Source organism: Natronosalvus halobius, assembly GCF_024138145.1.
Classification (GTDB): domain Archaea; phylum Halobacteriota; class Halobacteria; order Halobacteriales; family Natrialbaceae; genus Natronosalvus; species Natronosalvus halobius.
In genome coordinates this window covers 688296-709295 of the sequence record NZ_CP099997.1, presented here as the reverse complement: position 1 = coordinate 709295, position 21000 = coordinate 688296, and the positions used below count along the sequence as shown (strand labels likewise).

General features: G+C 63.5%; 22 protein-coding genes. 7 read left to right on the top strand and 15 right to left on the bottom strand.

Translation table 11 applies throughout. From position 1 onward, the window contains the following. The first annotated feature begins 276 nt into the window (after positions 1–276). Entirely contained in the window at positions 277–717 is a 441-nt protein-coding gene (locus NGM15_RS03415) for a response regulator (protein ID WP_253438234.1), read from the top strand. Between the two features lie 266 nt (positions 718–983). Here the strand turns inward: NGM15_RS03415 and NGM15_RS03410 are convergent, their stop codons facing one another. The 8 genes from NGM15_RS03410 to NGM15_RS03375 form a co-directional block, all read right to left on the bottom strand. Continuing rightward, on the bottom strand, positions 984–1700 hold the full coding sequence (locus NGM15_RS03410) for an archaeal proteasome endopeptidase complex subunit alpha (RefSeq protein WP_425494492.1): 717 nt from the start codon (positions 1698–1700) through the stop codon (positions 984–986). Next, positions 1697–2473: a proteasome subunit beta gene (locus NGM15_RS03405; protein ID WP_253435274.1), complete on the bottom strand. Its 777-nt coding sequence runs from the start codon at positions 2471–2473 to the stop codon at positions 1697–1699. Before NGM15_RS03405 ends, NGM15_RS03410 begins: the two co-directional genes overlap by 4 nt. A gap of 72 nt (positions 2474–2545) precedes the next feature. Beyond that, positions 2546–3898 carry an aminotransferase class III-fold pyridoxal phosphate-dependent enzyme gene (locus NGM15_RS03400; protein ID WP_253435273.1) on the bottom strand — a complete coding sequence of 451 codons (1353 nt, stop codon included), beginning with the start codon at positions 3896–3898 and terminating at the stop codon, positions 2546–2548. Between the two features lie 139 nt (positions 3899–4037). Then, positions 4038–5339 (bottom strand): MgtC/SapB family protein, encoded by a 1302-nt coding sequence (locus NGM15_RS03395; RefSeq protein ID WP_253435271.1) that lies wholly within the window; start codon positions 5337–5339, stop codon positions 4038–4040. Between the two features lie 60 nt (positions 5340–5399). Beyond that, positions 5400–5675 carry a PadR family transcriptional regulator gene (locus tag NGM15_RS03390; protein WP_252698748.1) on the bottom strand — a complete coding sequence of 92 codons (276 nt, stop codon included), beginning with the start codon at positions 5673–5675 and terminating at the stop codon, positions 5400–5402. Positions 5676–6234: 559 nt separating this feature from the next. Further along, positions 6235–6381, bottom strand: a complete 147-nt coding sequence (locus NGM15_RS03385; RefSeq protein WP_253435269.1) for a hypothetical protein — start codon at positions 6379–6381, stop codon at positions 6235–6237. 109 nt (positions 6382–6490) lie between these two features. Next, positions 6491–6829 (bottom strand): DUF7528 family protein, encoded by a 339-nt coding sequence (locus tag NGM15_RS03380; protein WP_253435267.1) that lies wholly within the window; start codon positions 6827–6829, stop codon positions 6491–6493. Between the two features lie 246 nt (positions 6830–7075). Continuing rightward, complete coding sequence (locus NGM15_RS03375) at positions 7076–7447, bottom strand: hypothetical protein (protein ID WP_253435266.1); 372 nt, start codon at positions 7445–7447, stop codon at positions 7076–7078. A 190-nt stretch (positions 7448–7637) separates the two neighbouring features. Here NGM15_RS03375 and NGM15_RS03370 point away from each other — a divergent pair, with 190 nt between their 5' ends. Next, a complete protein-coding gene (locus NGM15_RS03370) occupies positions 7638–8366 on the top strand; it encodes a DUF7117 family protein (RefSeq protein ID WP_253435264.1) in 729 nt (242 codons plus the stop codon). 20 nt (positions 8367–8386) lie between these two features. Here NGM15_RS03370 and NGM15_RS03365 read toward each other — a convergent pair whose 3' ends face one another. Next, positions 8387–9280, bottom strand: coding sequence for a bifunctional methylenetetrahydrofolate dehydrogenase/methenyltetrahydrofolate cyclohydrolase (locus tag NGM15_RS03365; protein WP_253435262.1), 894 nt, complete (start codon positions 9278–9280; stop codon positions 8387–8389). A 311-nt stretch (positions 9281–9591) separates the two neighbouring features. On the opposite strand from NGM15_RS03365, the gene NGM15_RS03360 reads away from it, so the two are divergent. Next, positions 9592–10224 carry a uracil-DNA glycosylase family protein gene (locus NGM15_RS03360; RefSeq protein ID WP_253435260.1) on the top strand — a complete coding sequence of 211 codons (633 nt, stop codon included), beginning with the start codon at positions 9592–9594 and terminating at the stop codon, positions 10222–10224. A gap of 45 nt (positions 10225–10269) precedes the next feature. Here NGM15_RS03360 and NGM15_RS03355 read toward each other — a convergent pair whose 3' ends face one another. Beyond that, positions 10270–11631, bottom strand: a complete 1362-nt coding sequence (locus NGM15_RS03355) for a J domain-containing protein (RefSeq protein WP_253435259.1) — start codon at positions 11629–11631, stop codon at positions 10270–10272. A 164-nt stretch (positions 11632–11795) separates the two neighbouring features. Beyond that, positions 11796–13229 carry a DNA polymerase IV gene (gene dinB, locus NGM15_RS03350; protein ID WP_253435256.1) on the bottom strand — a complete coding sequence of 478 codons (1434 nt, stop codon included), beginning with the start codon at positions 13227–13229 and terminating at the stop codon, positions 11796–11798. A 229-nt stretch (positions 13230–13458) separates the two neighbouring features. On the opposite strand from dinB, the gene NGM15_RS03345 reads away from it, so the two are divergent. Beyond that, on the top strand, positions 13459–15123 hold the full coding sequence (locus NGM15_RS03345; protein ID WP_253435254.1) for a gamma-glutamyltransferase family protein: 1665 nt from the start codon (positions 13459–13461) through the stop codon (positions 15121–15123). Positions 15124–15170: 47 nt separating this feature from the next. On the opposite strand, the gene NGM15_RS03340 is transcribed toward NGM15_RS03345, so the two are convergent. Further along, positions 15171–15350: a DUF7501 family protein gene (locus NGM15_RS03340; protein WP_253435251.1), complete on the bottom strand. Its 180-nt coding sequence runs from the start codon at positions 15348–15350 to the stop codon at positions 15171–15173. Between the two features lie 353 nt (positions 15351–15703). Between NGM15_RS03340 and NGM15_RS03335 the strand changes: the two genes are divergently transcribed. After that, positions 15704–17026, top strand: a complete 1323-nt coding sequence (locus NGM15_RS03335) for an outer membrane protein assembly factor BamB family protein (RefSeq protein WP_253435248.1) — start codon at positions 15704–15706, stop codon at positions 17024–17026. A 127-nt stretch (positions 17027–17153) separates the two neighbouring features. Here NGM15_RS03335 and NGM15_RS03330 read toward each other — a convergent pair whose 3' ends face one another. Next, complete coding sequence (locus NGM15_RS03330) at positions 17154–17483, bottom strand: DUF7344 domain-containing protein (RefSeq protein ID WP_253435246.1); 330 nt, start codon at positions 17481–17483, stop codon at positions 17154–17156. A gap of 358 nt (positions 17484–17841) precedes the next feature. On the opposite strand from NGM15_RS03330, the gene NGM15_RS03325 reads away from it, so the two are divergent. Continuing rightward, positions 17842–18402, top strand: coding sequence for a metal-dependent hydrolase (locus NGM15_RS03325; protein ID WP_253435243.1), 561 nt, complete (start codon positions 17842–17844; stop codon positions 18400–18402). A 201-nt stretch (positions 18403–18603) separates the two neighbouring features. Here the strand turns inward: NGM15_RS03325 and NGM15_RS03320 are convergent, their stop codons facing one another. Beyond that, positions 18604–19845 (bottom strand): AI-2E family transporter, encoded by a 1242-nt coding sequence (locus tag NGM15_RS03320; RefSeq protein ID WP_253435240.1) that lies wholly within the window; start codon positions 19843–19845, stop codon positions 18604–18606. A 150-nt stretch (positions 19846–19995) separates the two neighbouring features. Here NGM15_RS03320 and NGM15_RS03315 point away from each other — a divergent pair, with 150 nt between their 5' ends. Beyond that, entirely contained in the window at positions 19996–20418 is a 423-nt protein-coding gene (locus tag NGM15_RS03315; RefSeq protein WP_253435237.1) for a universal stress protein, read from the top strand. A 142-nt stretch (positions 20419–20560) separates the two neighbouring features. Here NGM15_RS03315 and trxA read toward each other — a convergent pair whose 3' ends face one another. Beyond that, on the bottom strand, positions 20561–20986 hold the full coding sequence (gene trxA, locus NGM15_RS03310; protein ID WP_253435233.1) for a thioredoxin: 426 nt from the start codon (positions 20984–20986) through the stop codon (positions 20561–20563). Positions 20987–21000 lie beyond the last annotated feature (14 nt).

Here is a 21000-nt window from a genome sequence, read left to right as displayed (position 1 = left end):
AGCAGAGGGTGTGGAATCGGCGTCAGTCCGTCGAGGTGATTGTTTCAATTGAGATCCGGTCAACGAGGTACGTGAGTCGAGAGTCCCCCGTTATCCTGAGTCGTAACCCGCTGCTCGCCGCTGCAATCGCCGACAAGCTGGTGGCGAGTTCTCAGTACAGGGAACCAGTGGTAGAGAGAGAGATATCTATATGCTACTACATCACCTGTTCGGCGAACACGTTTAATAACGAAGAGGGAAAACGCTGTGACAGTTCCAGCCATAAAGCGAAATTCATTGATTTCTGTGAGTGAAAATAAATCCATTCCCGACATTCTGCTTGTAGAGGATAATCCCGGAGATGTTCGACTAACACAGGAAGCCTTACGGGATGCTAAGTTTGACGCGAGATTGCATATCGCCTTAGATGGCATTGAGGCGCTAAATTTCTTGAAAGATGGAGAATCACCCTGTCCCGATCTTATATTATTAGATTTGAATCTCCCACGTAAAGATGGATTCGACGTGATGGAAGAGATCAGAAACGATCCTGATTTGACTCATCTTCCAATACTTGTGTTGACCAGTTCAACAGCCAAAGAGGATATTCTTTCGAGCTATGAGCGATATGTAAACGCTTACTTAACAAAGCCTGACGATCCGGGATCTTTTGTCGAATTAGTACAGATTGTTGAGGAGTTTTGGATTGGGAATGTCCGGCTTCCGTCATGTTCTTAAGTGGTCAAAGCGAGTCAGCTGGTTGAATACTTTATGGGAAGCTCACATCCGTATGTATCAGTTGGTTCCGCACTGAGTAAGTGACATGAACGACTTCGGTGTGCTGCATCCATTCTCTGTATCTCGCGCTACGTTACTGTCTGTTTCTATGAGTGTAACAGGCTCCAGTTTTCGAACTTTTGACATCCAGGAGTAGCGATTTGACTTTCACCGGCGAGGGCTTGTTATCGGCCAGCACTCTCCGTAATCTTGAGGGCGTGACCGACTTACGTGAGTCCGGCGTCCACCAGCGCCTGTGCACACCGCTGTGAATCGAACCGATCGATTCCACTCGAGTCGATTACACCGATGTCGACCGACCCACCGGACCACTCCTCGTCTCGAGCATCCGCGAGCGCCTGGAGCGCGATCCGGACGCCCTCGTCACCGTCCAGGTTGGCCTCGTAGGTCGCCTCGAGGGACGCCCGAATCGCCTCGCTGTCGCCGCCGATCGCCGTCGCTCGCCAGCGCCGGGTCAGCCCGGAGGGGTCGAGTTCGTAGAGCCGCGGTTCCGGGTCGACCCCACCGAGCAGGAGCGCGGTCCCGAACGGTCGGGTGCCGCCCGACTGGGTCGTCTCCTGGACGTGGTCGGCCACGGCCGTGGCGACCGGTTCGACACCCGGCGGCTCCCCGTACCGGAGTCGCTCCTCCTGAGTGTACCGACGAGCGTAATCCACGAGACGACGTGCGTCGGCGACGTGGCCCGCGCTCGCGGCGGCCAGTCGCCCGTCGAGATCGTGGAGTTTCTCGACGCTGTCGTTCGCGAGCAAGGGAGAGGGCGTTCGGCTGTCGGCGGCGAACACGACGCCATCGGTCGTTTCCACCCCGACGACGGGACTCCCTCGAGCGACAGCCTCGCGAGCGTACTCGACCTGGTAGAGCCGGCCGTCCGGCGAGAAGATCGACGTCCCGCGGTCGTAGGCCTGCTGGTCCGACTGCATCAGCTCGCCCTCCGTTGGTCGACGGTCACGCCATCGGCCGTGATCGTAGCGGTGGTCACCCCGTCACCGCTCGCGGTATCGCGCTCACTCGCAGCCTCGACGGCGGCGATCGCGGCGTCCGTCGCCGTATCGAGTTCGGGCGTCGGGTCGTCCTCGAGCCGTCCCTCGAGCACGCCGTAGGCGACCTGCATGCCGCTCCCGCCGGCCGCGTAGCGGTATTCTACGACGCTCCCGCTACCGTCGAGTTCGTAGACGTGGCCTCCCGTCTCGTCGACACCACACAGGAGCGGGGCGACGGGGAGGCCACGGACGAGGTTTCCCGCTGTTCGCGCGAGCGCGGGGAGATTCATCGATTCGCCTCGGCGGGACTCGTAGAGCCCGGCTTCGGCGCGCAGCCGCCTGATGACCTCCTGGGCCGGGCCGACAGATCCCGAGATGGCCATCGCCGCGGTCGGATGAACTGCCGAAATCTTTCGGACGTCCTTGTTGGCGGTGAAGCGGCCCCCGAGGCTCATTCGCTGGTCGGCAGCCATCACGATGCCCGTCGCCGCTCTGATTCCGATGATCGTCGTTCCGGTCGAGAACCCGAGGTCGTGCGTGTCGCCGCCTCCGGTCGCTGGTGCGTACTGTGCGAGTGGTGCGGTTCGGTAGCCCGGGATCGAGAATCGCTTGTCGAACTCGAGCCCCGGTCGCGAGTCGTTACCCGATCGCGAGTCGTTACCCAGCCGCGAGTCGTTACCCAGCCGCGAGTCGTGGGTACTGCTGTATCGCGTCATCACTCGAGTGGACGCGACCCAGCGGAATATATGTTAGCTAAAATATATTTTAGCCGATCGAGTTGCGATTCGTCAGGCGGTCGTCGCCGTCTGCGTCGCGACGTCGTCGATCGCCTCGAGCAGTAGCCGGGAGCCGAGGTCGACCTCGCGTTCAGTGACGTCGAGCGGCGGCAGGATTCGCAGCGTCTTGTGTCCACAGCCGAGCGTGAGTAGCCCACGCTTCATCGCCGCCTCGACGACGGCCTCGCGGCGATCCTTGGTGTCGAACTCGAGCGCGAGCATCAGGCCACGGCCGCGCACGTCGGTGACGCCCTCGACGTCGCGTTCGGCGAGGATCGAGCGGAACTGCTCGCCGCGTTCGCGTACGTTCTCGAGCAGATTTTGCTCGCGAATCGCGTCGATGGTGAGCACGCCCTGCAATGATGCGAGGAGGTCGCCGGCGCCCCACGTCGAGGAGATGCGGCCCGTCTCCTCGGGGAAGACGTCCGAACGAGAGATGGTCGCACCGACGCGCAGTCCCTTCGCGCTGGTGATGACGTCCGGGGTGAGATCCAGGTGGTCGATCGCCCACATCTCGCCGCTCCGGCCGAGTCCGGACTGGATCTCGTCGGCGATGACCCGCAATCCGAACCGGTCCCGGAGAGCCTCGACGTCGCGGGCGAACTCGGGATGGGGAACGCGGTAGCCGCCCTCGCCCTGGACCGGCTCCAGGATGAGGAAAGCCACTTCGTCGGAATCGACGACGCCCCGTTTGGGGTCGAGTTTGTCGGCGACGACGTTGCCGCCGGGTCCGTCCGTGAGCCAGTCGTTCTCGTAGTGTTCCTGGCTCGAGGGGTAGGGAACGCTGACGACGCCGGGCACCTCGGGGTACCCCTTCCGGTGGACGGCCTTCGACCGGTTCAGCGAGAGAGCACCTAGGGTGCGCCCGTGGAACGCACCGTCGAACGTAATCGCACGGTGGCCGCCACTCGCGTAACAGATCTTGATCGCGTTTTCGACCGCCTCCGCTCCGGAGTTCGAGAGGAACACTCGATCCATGTCGTAGTGGTCGGTCAGGTCGATCAGTCGATCCATCAGCTGAGACGGTCCGGGAAAGTCCGGGTTCGAGGGGGAGCCACCGCCGCTCACGTAGAAGTCCTGGCCGGCGATTTTCGTCGGGTCGACGAGGTCGAACGCCTCGAGTTTCTCTTTCACGGCCGGGTTGTTGTACCCGAGCGGGGCCGCGGCGACGTGACTCGTGAAGTCCATGAGGACGTTGCCGTCAACGTCTGTACAGAACGGGCCGATGGCGTCGGCCTGTGTATCCCAGACGAAGTCGTAGACGTAGGTGCTCGGGGCGGCAAACTGGTGGTGGTACTCGGCCCACTCCGTCGCTCGTTTGCCCGGCATCGTCTCGACTCGCGGCTCGACCGTATCTCGGTCCATACCGAAGTTGCGCCGGCCGACGATTAAAAATATTCGTTGTGGTTCGGGCAATACTCAGTACCCTCCTGAGCGTCGACTGATGAGTGAAAACGCACGAACGCTATCAGTTTCACCCATCAGTTCAGGCCTGGAACGTCACTCAGACGACGATGAGCGCGGTGGCGACAGCCCCGCCGGCCAGGAGCACACCACTGGAGATCGCGACCTGGCGCTTGAACTTCCCGTCCGGGGACGTCGCCGCGAGCAACGCCTTGACGACGATGCTCGAGACCGTTGCCAGCAAGATCGCGATGGTCGCCTCGGGCGCGGTGAGCGTCCCGCCGCGATAGAGAACGACGGCGGACGTGGTCGCCCCGGCGCTCGAGACGAGCCCGCTCGCGACGGCGGTGGCGTAAAAGCCGAGCGTGCCGAACCAGGTCTCCGCCAGCGAACCGAAGACGAGGACCGCGAAGAAGACGGCCCCGAACCCGAGGGCGTTCTTCAGTGAGAACGGGTTCTCGAGGTCTATCACCGTGGATTCAGACCAGTCGGCGATGAGAAACGCGATGACGAACGCGAGGACGATGACCGTGCCGAGCGGAACGACGGCCTGGACGAGCGGCGCGACGGTGCTTCCAGCGGTGAACGCGACGGCAATCGCGAGGTTCCGCACCGCCATCGCCGCGTTCGCCAGCAAGATCGCAGCGACCGCGTACGAGGCCGCCTCCGGTCGCTGTCGGACGTGATCGAGCATCGTCCCGACGACGGCCGTCGAGGACGCCAGGCCACCGAAGAACCCGGTGACGGCGATGCCGCGACCGCCGTACGTCGAGACGATGGCGTAGTTGACGATGCCGATTCCGGCGACGGCGACGACCATGAGCCAGATGACCTGGGGTTCGAGCGGAATCGTGACCGTACCGAGCGAGAGATTGTACTCGGCCGGCAGGATGGGGTAGATGACGAACGCCAGGATGGCGAACTCCGTCGTCGACCGCATCTCCTCGCGCGAGAGTCCCCACGCGAACTCGTGGAGTTCGCGTTTGAGCACGAGCAGGAGCGAAGAGAGGACGGCGACGGTCACGCCCTCGATGACGAACTCCGCCGCGACGAGCGAGCCCACACCGTAGGCCACCAGCATCGAGACGGACGTCGTCAGCGAGAGACCGGCGTCCTCGTCGCTCATCAGCCCCTGCACGGCGAGCAACACGCCCTGGACGATGACGAGCAGACCGCCGAGGAGCAACAGGCTCTCGCCGACGTCGGCTTCCAGGACGAGAATCGTGAAGACGGCGGCGAGCAGGCTGATCAGTGAAAACGTTCGGATACCGGCGGACTTCTGTGACCACTCGCGCTCGAGCCCCAGGAACATCCCGAGCGCGCCGGCGAGAGCGATTCGAACGACTGCCTCGTCGAGTGGGGCTTCGAGTATCTGTATCTGCAGGGGAGCGTCTGGTAGCATTGCGTCGTATACGAAGCGGATTTCGATCTAGCCGAGTGCGATACCTGGAGAGAACGCGGCTCAGAGGTCGACGTACTGGCCCTCCCAGTCCCGACGGGCCTCGAGTTCACGTCGACCGCGTCGAGTGAGCGTGTAGAAGTTGGTCCGTCGGTCGCGGCTCCCCTTCTCGACGAGTCCCTTGTCGACGAGCGTGTCCAGGTTGGGGTAGAGCCGTCCGTGGTGGATCTCCTTCTCGTAGTACTGCTCGAGTTCCTCCTTGATCGCGAGGCCGTGTGGCTCTTCTTCGCCGGCGATCACGTAGAGGAGGTCGCGCTGAAATCCTGTCAAGTCGTACATTGGGAACGTACCACTCGTACTTCTTGTCGAATTTTAATAAATATATCGGGTTGCACGCGGCACATGGGCGAAGCGTTCCGCCGAACACGCGGCTGACAAGACCTTCGAAACGTAAGGGCTTCGACCAGTATGGAAAGCATGACGCATAACGAAGTCCTCATGTCTACGATGAATTGTGTTCGGTCTGGAATTAATTGTGGCCTGTGCGACGATCGTCGGTGCTCGACACTAATGACCGTCGTCAACCGTCGTCGACCAGCGTACACGTCGATTCGAATTCGATGATGGGTGACACGAAACGATGATGAATGACACAAAGCCGATGGCGCACGCTACGACTACTCAACACGCAGCACTCAAGAGCGTTGTAAACAGGAAAGCAAACCACGCGGCGTGAAAATGGCCGCGTGATTGCTTGCCGCCCTGAATTGGTCCCCGCTGACGCTTCGGCCCTCCAAAGCGAAGCGTCAATTGGTAAAATTCACCGAAGAGTCTTAAAGGTACCGACACCGCCTCGAAACGTGACTGGTCCGTTTCGGAATATGTTCGGGTCTGGAAGTCACATGTGTTCCTCCTCGAGGACCCAGCCCAGCGCCCGGCGATAGTACGTGAACATCTGTCTGACGCCCTCGTGACGCATCTCGTCGCTCTCGAGTTGCTCGACGAGGAACTCGTACTGCTCGCGGATTTCGTCCTCTTCACGCATAGCTCTCTCTCGTATCCGCACGGTGAAAAGTGGGACGCCGGAACACGGCTCACGATCGTCCGGGTGGCGTACGGCTGCTCTCGATACCCAGCCCATCGATCAGGCTGGGTCAGACTTTTCGAGCGGTCAACGGCTGTCGACGGCACAACTCACAGGGGAATTCCGGATGCTCCAGGACGTGCCAGACGAGTATGTGTCTTCGACTGCCGGAGAGTCCGCTTCGGCCGACGTCGTCCGCCGTGAACGTCGTCGGGAGCGCCTCGAAGAGGTCGACCACCGCCTCGAAGGAGTCGAAGACCTTTCGGTGCCCGCTCGAGGTCGCGCCGTGACGGGCGACGACGTAGGACCCGTCGGGACGATGCGTCGCTTCCGTGTGAGTGAACGTTCGCGTTTGCGAGAGCGCGTCGGCGAGCTGGTCGCGAAGCTGTGCTGCGTCGGTACTGGTCAACGCGTAGGTGGCGGAACCGACCTCGAGGACGACGCCGTCGTCGGTCGTTCGTACCTGCGTGTCGTCACTACCGACGAATTTCTCGACCAGGAGCGTGGGTACTCCGTGTCATCGTATCCGTCCGTTCTCGCGCTCGAAATAAAATCGTTTGGGCGACTCCACGACGTTCGAGCTCGACGATCCGTCGAGCCGACGTGTGTGGTGACGCTGTTCGAAAAGTGAGCGAGACGAGTCGCGAGGGACTCGTTATACGTCTTCGTCGTCTTCCTCGTCGTCCGTTTCGTTGTCGTCACCGATGTCGGTCTCGTTGTCGTTCGACTCGTTGTCGTCACCGATGTCGGTCTCGTTGTCGTCCGTTTCGTTGTCGTCGCCGATGTCGGTCTCGTTGTCGTCTTCCTCGTCGTCCATTCCGTCGTCGGTCTCATCGTCGTCGCCGACGTCGGTCTCGTTCTCGTCGTCGCCCATTCCGTCGTCGTCCCCATTACCGACACCGTCGTCCACTCCGTCGTCGGTTTCGTTGTCGCCCGGGCCCTCGTCGGTACACCCAGCGAGGGCGGCCGTACCAGCAGCGCCAACTGCAACGACGAACTTCCGTCGGCTGAATCTGTCTTGGGACATGCGAATCCGGGTATTTCACTCTAGCTTCTAGGTATACGCATTGCAATTGCCGTCTCTTCATTTCCCGTCGGGTAAGCACTCGCCGAATTGATGGGACCTGGGTGACAAAATAGCGAGTCGAACGATCGGCTCGAGGCCGCCGGTGTCGTGCATCGACGGGACTTTTGGGCTCGCGCGCGTACGAACGGCAATGAACGTCCGCGGCGAACGCGAGTGTACGTCCTGTGGGACCCGCTGGTCGTACGCCGAGACGGGAAGCGTCGGCTGTCCAGCCTGCGGGAGCCTCAAGAGCGTCGGTACCGGCGAGCGCACGGCGACCACCGACCGGCCCGCGTCGTTCGACCTCACGAGCGTCCGCGGGGCCGTCGACGAGGTGGCCAACGACGAACTCGCCGACCGCGCCAGAGGGATCTGCCGCGAGTACGTTCGGAACCGCGGATTCGTCGCCGACGGGGACCTTCGCCCGCTCGACGACACGTACCTCGCCGCAATGGAACTCCGCCACGCCGCCGACATCGTCGGCCGAACCTCCCAACTGACCGAAGACGAAGAGCTGTACTTCCTCTCGCTGTTGCGCGATGCCGACGACGGTACGCGGCCCGACCCGGAGACGGTCCCGCCGTCCTTTTACGAGGCTCGAGGCCTCGCCGTCGCCGACGCCGTGCGCACCTATCGGCGTGATCTCCGCGTCTGGGTCGAGGAGACGGACCAGGAACTCGAACTCGAGGACGCCCAGAGCACGCTCGAGAACCTGATCGATCACGAAACCCGCCTGCGCATGCTGGAGGGCGACGTCGAGCCGACGATCGCGGAACGACTGCTCGAGACGACTCGACACCTGGCGAACGGCGTACAGGGGGACGTGGCCGAACTCGAGGCCGCACGAGAAGGCCTCGAGTCGCTGACGAAGACGCTGTAGGACCGGACTCGAGGTCAGGATCAGGGCAACTCGACGTCGATTCCCTCCTGCAGGCTGGCGGCTTTGACCGTGTTGTAGAGCAACATCGCGCGCGTCATGGGGCCGACGCCACCGGGGACGGGGGTGATCGCACCAGCTCGCTCCTTCGCGCTCTCGAAGTCAACGTCGCCGACGAGTTCGTATCCCTTCTCGGTGTCCGCGTCCACGCGGTTGACCCCGACATCGATGACGGTTGCGCCCTCGTCGATCATCGAGCCGTCGATCAGTTCTGGAACGCCGACGGCGGCGATCACGACGTCCGCCGTGCGCGTCTTGGCCGCGAGGTCGTCGGTCCGGGAGTGACAGACGGTCACCGTCGCGTTGCCGTCGTCGGCCTTCTGGATCAGCAGGTTCGCGAGGGGCTTGCCGACGATGTCCGAGCGTCCGACGATGGTCACGTCCGCGCCCTCGGTGTCGATCCCGGCAAATTCGAGCAATTTCTGGACGCCGTGGGGGGTGCAGGGCCGGAATCGGGCGTCGCCAGCGACCAGTCGCCCGACGTTCTCGGGGTGAAAGCCGTCGACGTCCTTCATGGGGTCGATTCGCCGGATCACGTCCCGATACTCGACGTGGTCGGGGACCGGCGACTGGACGAGATAACCGTGAACGTCGGGGTCGTCGTTGAGTTCCGCGATGACCTCGTACAGGTCCTCGGGGGCAGCGTCTCCGGGGACATCGACGTGGTGAGGTTCGATGCCAACCTCCTCGCAGTCGCGCTGTTTCATGTTCACGTACGTCTGACTCGCCGGATCGTCGCCCATCAGGACGGTCGCCAGTCCAGGACGGGCGCCGGCGTCCGCGAGCGTCTCGATCGCTCCGGTGAGATCGGCTCGTATCTCGCTTGCGACCGCCTTCCCGTCGATGATCGTTGTCATACCGGAACCGGACACCGCGAGCCTAATCAATGCTCGGGTTCGTGCCCATCTATCCTCTCGAGGCGAATGTATTATTCACGTTCGTGCATTTCGGGATTGGCTCGTCGCCCGTTCGCTCCAATGGTTGCCCCTTCGCTCCCAATCGCCGCCCCTTCGCTCCCAATCCTACCTCCCGAGGACGAGCGATTCGTCGGATCCTTCGCGCCGCCAGCCACCGCTCCTGTGAACGAATAACTCGAGCGACGCCGACCCGAATACCTTCCTCGGAACGGTTCAATGCCGTTATTTCGCTTCGTTACCTCCGTACCCTCGTGGAGAACGTCACCGACCGGACGAGCAACCCCTTCGGCATGCGACCGCCCTTCCAGAGGCACGACCCCGGGAACGTTCCGGCCGTGTTCGGCTACGGCGACGCCAACGCGGACTTTCACCTCATCGGAGACCATCCCGGCGTCCACGGCGGCGAGACCACCGCCATCCCGTTCACCGAGCGCGAGGCGAGCGAGCGTCTCCTGGACGTCTTCCGTGCCGTCGGATTCGTCAGCGGTCCCGCCCGAAAACCGGCCTTCTCGAACTTCTTTGCCGACTACCTCCACATGTGTACCCTTCCCGGCGGCCGCCCGCCAACCAGGGACGAGTACGACGAACTCGAGCGCTACTTCGACGCCGAATTGCGCGCAATCAACGCACACATCCTCCTGCCGGTCGGTGCCAAAGCGACCGATCACGTCCTCCAGGAGTACACGACCCAGCGCCGACGGATCGACCTCGATATGCCCGCCCTCCACGCGACGGAGATCCGCGGTCGTGGGTTCATGGTCGTCCCGATTCTCGACCCGGCTGAGTGGGAAGCGGAGGACCGAGAGCGGTTGCTCGAGCGACTCGAGGCGATTCTCGATTCGGACTACCGGCAGACGAAGGGCGTGGCGACGCGAATCGGTTGAGTGCGATTCGACCGCCTACCCGGCGACAATAGCTACAATAGGTAACTACCGCCCGAACCGCTTTCGAACGCTCACGCGGAGTGGGAGCCCTAGCGCGCCGAGCAGCGGAACGACGACGAACAGCGCCAGGTCAGCCGGGAGCGTCGCGTAGCCGGCAGCGGCGACGACGAACCCGACGAGGGGCGCGAGGACGCCCAGAACGTAGAGGTACGAGGGCGACCACCCCGGAAGCTGGTGGGTCCGGTGAACGACGACGCCGATCAGCAGCGGCATGAGGACGCTTCCCGCGAGCATCGGCCCGCCGACGGCCATCGTCGCTGCGGTGAGCGCGACCCCGAGGACGATGGTTTCGTCGATCGAAATCGGCCCCCAGGTCTCCTCGCGCCAGGCGATTCGGGCGGCGAGCACGAGGAGCACCGAGAGGCAGACGACCCCAGCCAGGACGCCGTACCACTGGATCGGTTCGAGGGGCGAGGGCGGGGCGACCGGTTCGACGCTCGAGACGAACGCGATGGGGGTCGAAATGCCGTGCCGACTGGTCGAGAGGAACGTCCAGAGGGCGTTCGGCTCGGGGCCGATCGACTGCAGTTCCAGCGCCAGGTTCGAGAGCGCGTTCTCGTGCTCGAGCCCGAAGTGGACGAGTCCGGCGAGATATACGAGGATCGACGTCCAGATGAGCGGCCAGGCGAAGTTCTGATCGCGCCACCACCGGGCGAGCGTGTTGTCGGTCAGTCGGCCCGACCTCGAGTGAGAGTGAGAGTGGGGGGTCGACTCGGTTCGGGTGCCCGTCGGACCGGCGGTGCCGGTCGTCGTCCTGCCTGCCCTTGCACTCGAGGCGGTCGCGTTCGAGCGGGCGTCTGTTCCGGTGTCGGCGTTCGTACCGGTACCCGTAGCCGAGGCGGACGCGCTGGCCGATCCCGCCCCGGAAGTCGTACTCGATTTCCGCGAGTACGTGGTCCCGCCTGCCGACGTAGCGCTCGAGGCAGTCGATTTCGTGGTGTGGGAGGCCGTCGACGAACGCGACCTCGATCCCGATTCTGAATCTGAACCCGAATCCAAATCCGAGGAGTCGTCTCCATCGTTCTCGTCTGCATCCGCATCCACGTTCGCGTCTGTATCCGCGTCCGCGTCAGTAGCCGACTTCCAGAGGTCTGGCGAGGGGAGCCCCGACGTTCGCTTGGCGACGTAATCTTCGTGCCCGAGGCGGTCGTAGGCCTGGCGTTCGACCGGATCTCCCAGAATGTCGTAGGCCTTCTTGAGCGCCGTAAACTGCGCCTGTGCCCGGTCGTCGTCGTTCAGATCCGGGTGGTAGACCCGGACCTGTTCGCGAAACGCCTGCTTGATGTCGTCCTGGGAGGCGTCAGATGAAACGTCGAGAAGGTCGTAGAAGTCGATATCGTCGGTCATGGAAGATCGGTCATCTGTGGCCCCGGGACTGGTCTGTTAGACCGTTTTCCTGCGACAACTTATACTTTCAATATCGCTGATTGTCTCCGCGGCGTATCTGCCCATCGTGAACGAACTGGCATGGGTATTTCGGCCGACGACGTCTTCGCTGCACCCGGACAACTCTACTCGAACTCGTCGAGGGAGGCCTGTCCGGAGCCCCGAACCGACGTCTCGCGGTTCGCTCGTTCCTCGTCGTCATCGTCGGTAGACCGTTCGGCCTCGTCACGACCGCCCGAATTCGACGCGAGGGCGGTTTCGAGGTCGAGTTGTTCTACGGCGTCGGTCACCCTCTCGGTGGACGAACTCGAGTCCTCACCACCGAACGCGTCGTTCTCGCCGTCATCGGTACCGGAACTCGAGTCCGCCCCGTTCGATCCCGCCCGATCCTCCCAGTCGACGCTATCGAGGCTCGCCTGGTCGGCCTCGCTGAACTCGAGGTTCGCCACTCTGACGCCGAGTTTGCGCACGGGATCGGACTCGAACTCGGCGAACAGGTCCAGAGCGATCTCCCGAACGAGGTCGGGTTCGTCGACCGGTCCGGGCAACGAGCGCTCGCGCGTGTTGACCTCGTAGGGCGGACGGACGGCCTTCACGCCCACGGTCCGGTACAGTGCGCCCTCACGTCGGGCACGGTCGGCGACGGCCGCCGCGAGCGTCTCCACCAGTTCGAGTTTCGGTTCAGGATCCTCGACGGGCCCGTCGAACGCCGACTCCCGCGAGAAGCTCTTGGGCAGTCCCTTCGGTTCGACGCGCCGGTCGTCGTCTCCCCGCGCACGCTCGTGGAGTTCGCGGCCGCGCTCGCCGAATTGGTCGACGAGGGGCTCTGGATCGGCGCTAGCGACGTCCGCGGCCGTCTCGAGCCCCATCGACCGCAGTTCGCGGGCCGTCACGGGGCCGACGCCGTGGAGCAAGTCGACGTCGAGCGGGGCCAGGAACTCGCGGACCTCACCGGGCCGGACCACGGTCAGGCCGTCCGGTTTGTCGAAGTCACTGGCGATTTTGGCCGCGCTCATCGAGGGCGCGACGCCGACGCTGACGCTGATGCCGACCTCGCGACGGATGCGGTCTTTGACGTGGCGGGCGAAGCCGTCGACGACCGACCAGGCGGTGCGCTCGGTCACGTCCAGGTAGGCCTCGTCGACGCTGACCTCGCGGACGACGTCGGCGCAGTCGTGGAGAACGTCCTTCACCTCGGCGGCGACCGACTGGTAGTGGTCCATGTCGACCGGACGGTAGTGGCCGGTCTCTTCGACGGCGAGGTCTGAGTCAAGGTCGTCCTCGACGTCGACCCGGCGGGGAAGCGCCTCGAGCGCCGTCGAGATGGCCTGGGCGCTCTCGACGCCGAATGCGCGCGCCTCGTAGCTAGCGGTGGCGACGGCTCCGACCGAGTCGCCGGGTTCGTACCCCATGCCGACGACGACCGGTTCGCCCTCGAGTTCGGGTTCGCGGAGGCGCTCGCAGGCCGCGTAGAAACAGTCGGCGTCGACGTGGAGGACGATGCGGTCCTCGCGCTCGTCGGAGCGGTCGACGCCGGGGAGGTACGGTTCGTTGGCCATGTGCTGAGGGATTCGGATGTGTTCTCGCTGAGATTTCGACTCGGAGGCCGTGAAGGTTGCGCCCGCGGGGTCACGTTCGTTGCCTGAAGCGACGCATCGTCTGGTTCCGTTTCCAGTCGCAAATACTATCGTTTCTATAGTATTGTCGAGCGCCAGCCGTACCCGTCCGGCCCTCGTCACGGCCTGCCGGAACGCCCGCACTTTTGACCTCCGAGGGAAAGCCCCTGCCATGAGCACCGACTACGACCTCGACCGATTCGACTCGAGACGCTCCTCGGTCCACGCCACCGGCGGGATGGTCGCCACGAGCCAACCCCTGGCAGCCCAGGCCGGCCTCTCGATCCTCGAGGACGGCGGGAACGCCTTCGACGCCGCCGTCGCCACCGCGGCCGCGCTGAACGTCGTCGAACCCACGTCGACCGGTCTCGGCGGCGACGTCTTCGCCCTCTACCGAACCGCCGACGGCGAGGTCGGCGCCATGCGCGCCTGCGGCGGCGCCCCCGCCGAGGCGACCATCGAGAACGTGACGCGCTCCGTCCAGGAGCGAGAGGACGCCGTCGACTGGTACCCCGAATCCAGGGGCTACGCCGTCGACGACACCGGGGATGACGACCTCGAGATGCCGTTCCTGGGCCCGCACGCGGTCACGGTTCCCGGGACGGCCCGCGGCTGGGAGGCCACCGTCGAAGAGCTGGGGACGCTGACGCTCGCTGACGTCCTCGAGCCGGCTATTCACTACGCCCTCGAGGGATACCCCGTCTCGGAGGTCATCTCCTATTACTGGCAGGGCGCACCCCGTCTCTTTACCGACGACCACGCCCGCGAGGCCTACCTGTTCGACGGCGAGGCACCCGATCCAGGTCAGATCGTCACGCTCGAGCACCTGGGCGAGTCGATGCGAACCATTGCCGAGGAGGGCGCCGACGCGGTCTACGAGGGCGAGATCGGCGAGGCCATCGCCGACGAGGTGCAGTCGAAGGGCGGTTTCCTCACAACTTCGGACCTCGCAGCCTTCGAACCCGAGTTTCTCGACCCCGTGAGCACTACCTACAACGGCGCGGAGATTTTCGAACTGCCGCCGAACAACCAGGGGCTGATCGCACTCGAGGCGCTGAACATCGCGGAAGCAATCGGCGCGGGCGAACACGAGTACGACTCCCCAGATCGGGTGCACGCGTTCGCGGAGGCGACGAAACTCGCGTTCGTCGACGGCCATCACTACGTCACCGATCCGGACTACGAGACGGTGCCGCCGCTGGGATCGAAGGCCTACGCCCGCGAGCGCGCCGCGGCGATCGGCGAGCGGGCGATCCAGGACCCCGCGGTCGGCGTGCCGACGAAGGCCGCCGAGGACGCCGACACCGCGCTCCTGACCGTCGGCGACGCGGAAGGCAATCTCGTCTCCTACATCAACTCCCGCTTCGCCGGCTTCGGGAGCGGACTGGTCGCCGGGGACACCGGCATCGCCCTCCAGAACCGCGGCGCCTCGTTCTCACTCGACCCCGAGCATCCGAACCGCCTCGAGCCTGGCAAACGGCCGTTTCACACTCTCGTGCCGGCCATCGCGAAATTCGACGAGGACGACTGGGCGGCCTTCGGCGTGATGGGTGGATACATGCAACCCCAGGGCCACGTCCAGGTCGTCTCGAACCTGGTCGACTACGGGATGGGCGTCCAGGAAGCGCTCGACGCGCCGCGCTGGCGCTACCGCGAGGAGGGGGCGCTCGGCGTCGAGGAACGGTTCCCGAACCAGACCGGACTCGTCCGCAAAGGACACGACGTGCAGGTGCTTCCACCCGTGATGTTCGGAGGTGCACAACTCGTTCGCCGCACCGGAGACGTGCTTACCGGGGCGACGGAGCCGCGAAAAGACGGTCAGGCGGTCGGGTTCTAGGGATCAATGGCGCTCGAGTTCGGTCGACGGTAGACCTCGACTATCGACTACCCGCTCCAGGTACCGCCGAGGTCGTCGGCGACGTTGTCGCGCCAGCTATCGAACTCGGTCTGGCACTCGGGGTTGACGCCGAGGTGGTCGACGAACCCGGCACCGGGGTCGCTCAGTTCACCGCCGCAGAACGGGCAGGTCGCGGTGTCGTTCCAGTGTGTTGCGTGCGTTGACATACGCTGATCGTCCACAAACCTGTATTTAGTTCTATCCGGCATACGTATAAAACACCTATTATGGGGATAAGGCACATGCATATCTTCGTTCGGCCACTTTCGAGATAGGGAGACTATCACCGTCAGAGTATCGAATCGTAGCAGGGGTCTAATCGGCGTGCGACCTGGACCCGAGCGACCCGCGTTCGACCGCCGAATCCCTCGACTCGACGACGCATCTCAGGACCTGGCAACGACTCCTCGAGCAACGAGTTTCGTAACCTGGCAGAATGAACCCGACCCGAGACGGCGACGTCGGCACCCTCCGAACCGGCGGAACTATACCGGAACCCTTCCAATTTGCTCGACGACAGATGAGCCGTCCACCGCACGTCTCGAGACGACAGGTTCTCGCCGGGGGGAGCCTGGCTCTGGCGGGATTTGCCGGCTGTGGGCTCCCTGGGTACGGCACCTACTCGCGGGATCAGCACTCGTTCGACCCCGATATCCTGCCCTACGACGAAACGTACCCGGACCGCGACGACGCGACGATGTTTCGCCGCGGGCTCCGCCGCCTGGGATACTACCCAGAGGAGACCGTGCCGGAGTCGGTGTCAGTCAACTGGTCGCTCCCGGTCAACTACATCGGTCACACCGCAGCGAAATCGAGTCCCCTGCCGACGCCCGACGGTGAGACGATCCTGATCCCGTCCGACACCGGCCGCATCCACGCGGTGACCCCGCGCGGTGAGCACAGGTGGACGCGGATGACGGGTGCCTCGCGATCCCTGGGCTTTCACGGAACGCCAACCGTCATCGGCGACGTGGCCTACCTCGGAGGCTACGACGGCGACATGTACGCCTTCGATCCCGAAACCGGCGACGAGATCTGGCACACGACGGCCGGCCAACTCGACGGCTCGATCGCCATCGGCTCGAGCCCGGCCTACTGGGACGGCGTGATCTACGTCGTCACCGAGTACTCGAACCCGAACGCGGGGACGATGTGGGCGCTCGACGCCGGCACCGGCGAGCCGCTGTGGAAGGACGACCGCCTGTGGGGGATGCCCCACCCTTCGACGGCCATCGACCCCGAGACCGAGCGGATGGTCACCGGTTCGAACGACGGCGTCGTCTACGCCTGGGAATTTCCGTCGTTGGAGTTCGCCTGGGAGTTCGAGACCGGCCACCACGTCAAGGGGACGATCCCGACCTACGACGGCAGCGCGTTCGTCGGCTCCTGGGACGGGTACTTCTACCGACTCGACCTCGAGGACGGCACCGAGGAGTGGTCGTTCGAGATCGGCGAGGTGATCATGTCGAATCCGGGAATCGACCCCGAGACGAACGTCGTCTACACGGGCGGCGACGACTGGAACGTCTACGCGCTGGACGCCGACACAGGCGAAGAGCAGTGGTCGACCCACGTCGAGGGCAACGTACTGGGGTCGCTGACGGTGACCGCCGACGCGGTGCTGGTGGGCTCCTACGACGGCCACCTCTACGCACTCGAGAAGGACACCGGCGACGTTCGATGGAAGGTGATGAACCGCGGCTACGTGACCAGCGAACCGATTCCGCGCGACGGCCGGATCTATTACGCCGAACGGGCCAGGATCTCGAACTACTGGAGCGACACCGAGGAGGCGGTCTTCGAGGCGCCTGGACACGCTTACTGTCTCGTCCAGGACGAGTAACGGGTTGGGGGTAGGGACGCTCGAGGACCCGGATCGAGCGATTGCTGGAGGATCCGAATTGTGCGATTGTTCGAGGACGCTTTCGGGCACTGATTTGCGGCGAAGTCGAACGGCAACTGGGAGCGACTCAGTTCGTCCGTTCGAGTACGTTCGCCACGGTGAGGATGATATCGAGTTCGGTAGGGGATTCGACGAGTTCGACGACACCCGCCTCCGAATCGTAGTGGATGAAGTCGTACTCGTCGGCTTTCTGAAGGTGGTTGTGATGAAGCGAGAGTTCGATGTTGTTCCACTTCTCCTTGGGGCGGGGATAGGACCCCTCGTCCGTTTCCATGTCCGCTACCGCTTCCACCACCTCCTCGACTGGCACTGCGCCATCCTGTTCGTTGAGATAGTACAGTGCATATCGGCGGCGCTTCTCATTGAGAAGCCCTAGCACATTGTCAACCGTTACCATTGACCGAATGGAGATTTCGAACGGACATAAGTTGCGCGGTGGTGGGTTGTGGCCCGTCAGGTGTACACTTCGCCGACGGGAACGAGTTACGTCCGACCTACCGTACGGTTTTGACGGTCGCACTGCACCAGCGTCCCCGGGCGGATACCCGGACGCAGTCTGTCGCGTTCGCATCTGGCGACCTAGAACGCGCGTTCCCTCGACACGAACGCTATCGTCTCGTCCACGACGAACGCCCCACGTCCGAAAAAGCACTCTTGGGAGGTTTCTCGTCGTCGTCATCTGATTCGCCGTGAAACGACCGGACATTCCGGGCGAGTGGGTGGTTATTATACCTCGCACGTTATAGAAGGGGCAAATGGTCGAACCAATCGGTCACGGCGCGATGGCACTACTGTTCGCCGTTCCCGCCTGGGTCCTGTGGGGTCGTCGACCGGCGGTTACGTTCGCCGCGCTCACACAGGTCACGGCGCTACTTCCGGACATCGACCTCCTTTTCGAGCCCTATTTTTCACATCCTCAGCTCCAACACCACGGGTTGACACACACCGTTCCGTTCGTCCTGGTGGTCGGCCTCGTCTTCGGCGCCGTGGCCGCACGAACGCTCACGCGGACGTTGAACGCTCATCGCTTGATACGAAGCGATTCGATCTCTCCCGAGACGACATTCGTCTTCGCAACGAGTGCGTTCTGGGCTGGTGGCCTCAGTCACATTTTCGTCGACCTGCTCTCGTCGGCGCCGGATGCGGCGATGGAGCCCTTCTGGCCGATTTACCCCGGCGAAATCGTCATCAATATCGTCGCATACGATTCGACGCCGGTGAACGTGGGACTGGTCGTCGTCGCCGTTGTAACGCACGTGGCGCTGTATCGTGCCGAGCGTTACCCCTACGAAACTCGGTGGAGCGTCGGGTCGTAGTCGTTCGCCTGCTCATCGTGATTTCCTCGGTTCCGTTCGGCCGCCTCGAGACGGCGAAGACTGCGGCCGAAACGATGGCTGGCCTCGAGCGACGTTGCGTTCGAACGATAGCGGTTTCCACTCGACCCAGAAGTAGCTAGCAGCCAGTCGGTTGGCGTAGGTCTCTCACACGTTTCCATAGCCGACCGGTCGAACGGATCGTTACCGGCGATCGGACGGTCCCTCGCTCGAGGCGGTTGGCTCGGCCTCGGTTAGTTCACTCTCGGTTCGTTCGGCCCCGGTTCGTTCGGCCCCGGTTCGTTCGGCCCCGGTTCGTTCGGCCCTCGAATCCTCGAACCGTCCGCTGCGGTATTCGGTGAGTCGGGCCTGTCGGACCCCCGTCGGCTGGCCGGTGAGGACGTACGGGAGGAGGATGTAGACGGCGTTGATCACGAGAATCAGCAAAATTGGGGCGAGGAACAGCCCGTAGAAACCGAAGACGAGAGGCCCGACGATGTAAGAGACCAGGAGCATTCCCGTGTGGGTTTGCTTGCCGCTGATGTGTGCCCGGATAAAGAAGTCAGGGATGAAGTCGACGACGACCGCGCTGACGGCCGCCAATGCACCTACCGGCACGAGGAGCGAGAGGTCGCCAGTCGCCCACGCGTTCCCCGCGAGGAGGACGATGACGGGGACGTAGACGAGTTTGATGCCGACGACCGGAATGAGGCTCCCAATACCGGTGAGCGCGCCGATCAGCGCCGGAAACGGAACGTCAACGGGGGCTGGCGCGAAGAAATTGTACGTGTAGAACGTCACGACACCGACGATGGCCGTGACGAACACGTTGACGATGTTACCGAAGAGCGTCATCGAGAGTTCGGGGTCCACGGCGCGAGCATACGCGCGCATGACTCCCGACTCGTCGTAGGTATCGAGTACCCACGAGACGAATCGCGGGCCGTCGACGAGCATGTAGTACACCAGCGTGACCACGATGATCAACTGGACGACCGCACCGCTGACGACGCTGACCGTCCCTGCGAGGCTCAACACCACGACACCGAGGGAGGCCTGCGAGGAGAGGTCCGTAACGATTCCTCGAATTTCGTCCAGGTCGAGGCCGGTTACGTCGATTTCCGTGACCACCTGCTCGAGAAATTGATCCTGCACGTTGTATGCTGCGAGCAACGCCTGTGTCTCGATGACAATGACGGCGACGGTGTAGGTGATGAGAACGAGAAACGGCACGCCGAACAGGACGAGCGCGAGGATCGCCCGCGGCCGTCTCGGCACGTTGAACCGATCGAGGGTGCGGTAGATCGGGCGAACGGCGTAGTAGAGGAAGACTGCGAAGACGAGAACGCCGAGGAACGAGAGGGCAACGTAGGCGACCACCAGGAACAGGGCGGCGACGATCGATCCGACAGCGATCCGACGGCCGAGCACACGGTCGCGTTCCATCAGTCCGTGATACGACGGACGGGTATTTCACTCCACTGGCAGGTAACGCTCGCTGCTCACCGACCGGACACGAGAACTCGTCGCCGAACACTCGAGGTGCGCCGAACACTCGAGGTGGTTTTACGGTTCCGCCCGTCGAATCGAATCAGTATGACACGCTCGATTTTCGTCCCGCACGACGGATCCTCGCACGCACAGGCGGCCCTCGAGTACGCCCTCGAAACGTTTCCGGACGCCTCGATCGTCCTGTTCCACGCGATCGATCCGTTCGAAGTGACCCCGACCGAGGAACAGCTTCCGCCCCTGACCGACGCCTGGCTCACCGAACACGAGTCGGAGGCCGCCGATCTCTTCGCCGAAGCGAAGGCGTCGCTCGAAGACGACGCGGTGATCGAAACCGCGACCGCCGTCGGGTCGCCAGCCCAGTCTATCGTGGCGCACGCCGAGGACGCGGACGCCGACCAGATCGTCATGGGCAGTCGCGGACGCGGCGGCGCGGCCGGTCTACAGATGGGGAGCACGGCCGAAATCGTCGTCAAGCGAGCGAACGTTCCGGTGACGGTCGTTCGGTGACCGTTCAGCACTCTCCAGGAACGTCGATTCGAACCAGTGAAAGCCCTCGTCGGATCGCAAACGAGGCCGGGTCGAACGAGACGATCGTATCGTCGTCCTGGACGGCGAAGAACGCGAAATCGATTCTGAACGCCACCCGGGACTACTCGAGCAGCCCACGTAACGTCGATTCGTCCTGCATCCCCACCAGCTGTTTGGCGGGCTGGCCGCTCTCGAAGAGAATCAGCGTCGGAAGCCCACGAACGCCGTACTGCTGGGCGACCCCCGGGAGCGCCTCGGTATCGACTTTCGCGATCGTGCCCGGCGTTTCGGCGGCGAGCCGGTCGAGGACGGGCGCGAGCATCTGGCAGGGACCGCACCAATCGGCGTAGAAGTCGACGAGCACGCGACCGTGCTCCTGGAGCACCTGCTCGAAGTGCGTCTGGCTCTCGATGGCGATCGGTTGGTCTGGACTCGAGGCGCGCTGATCGTCCTGTTCGGCTTTCGCTTTCAGTTGCTCGATCTTGCGTTCGCGTATGCGTTCGAGTTCGTCGTCCTCCGCCGGATTCGTCTCGTCGTCAGTGCTCATACGTTTCGCTCGCC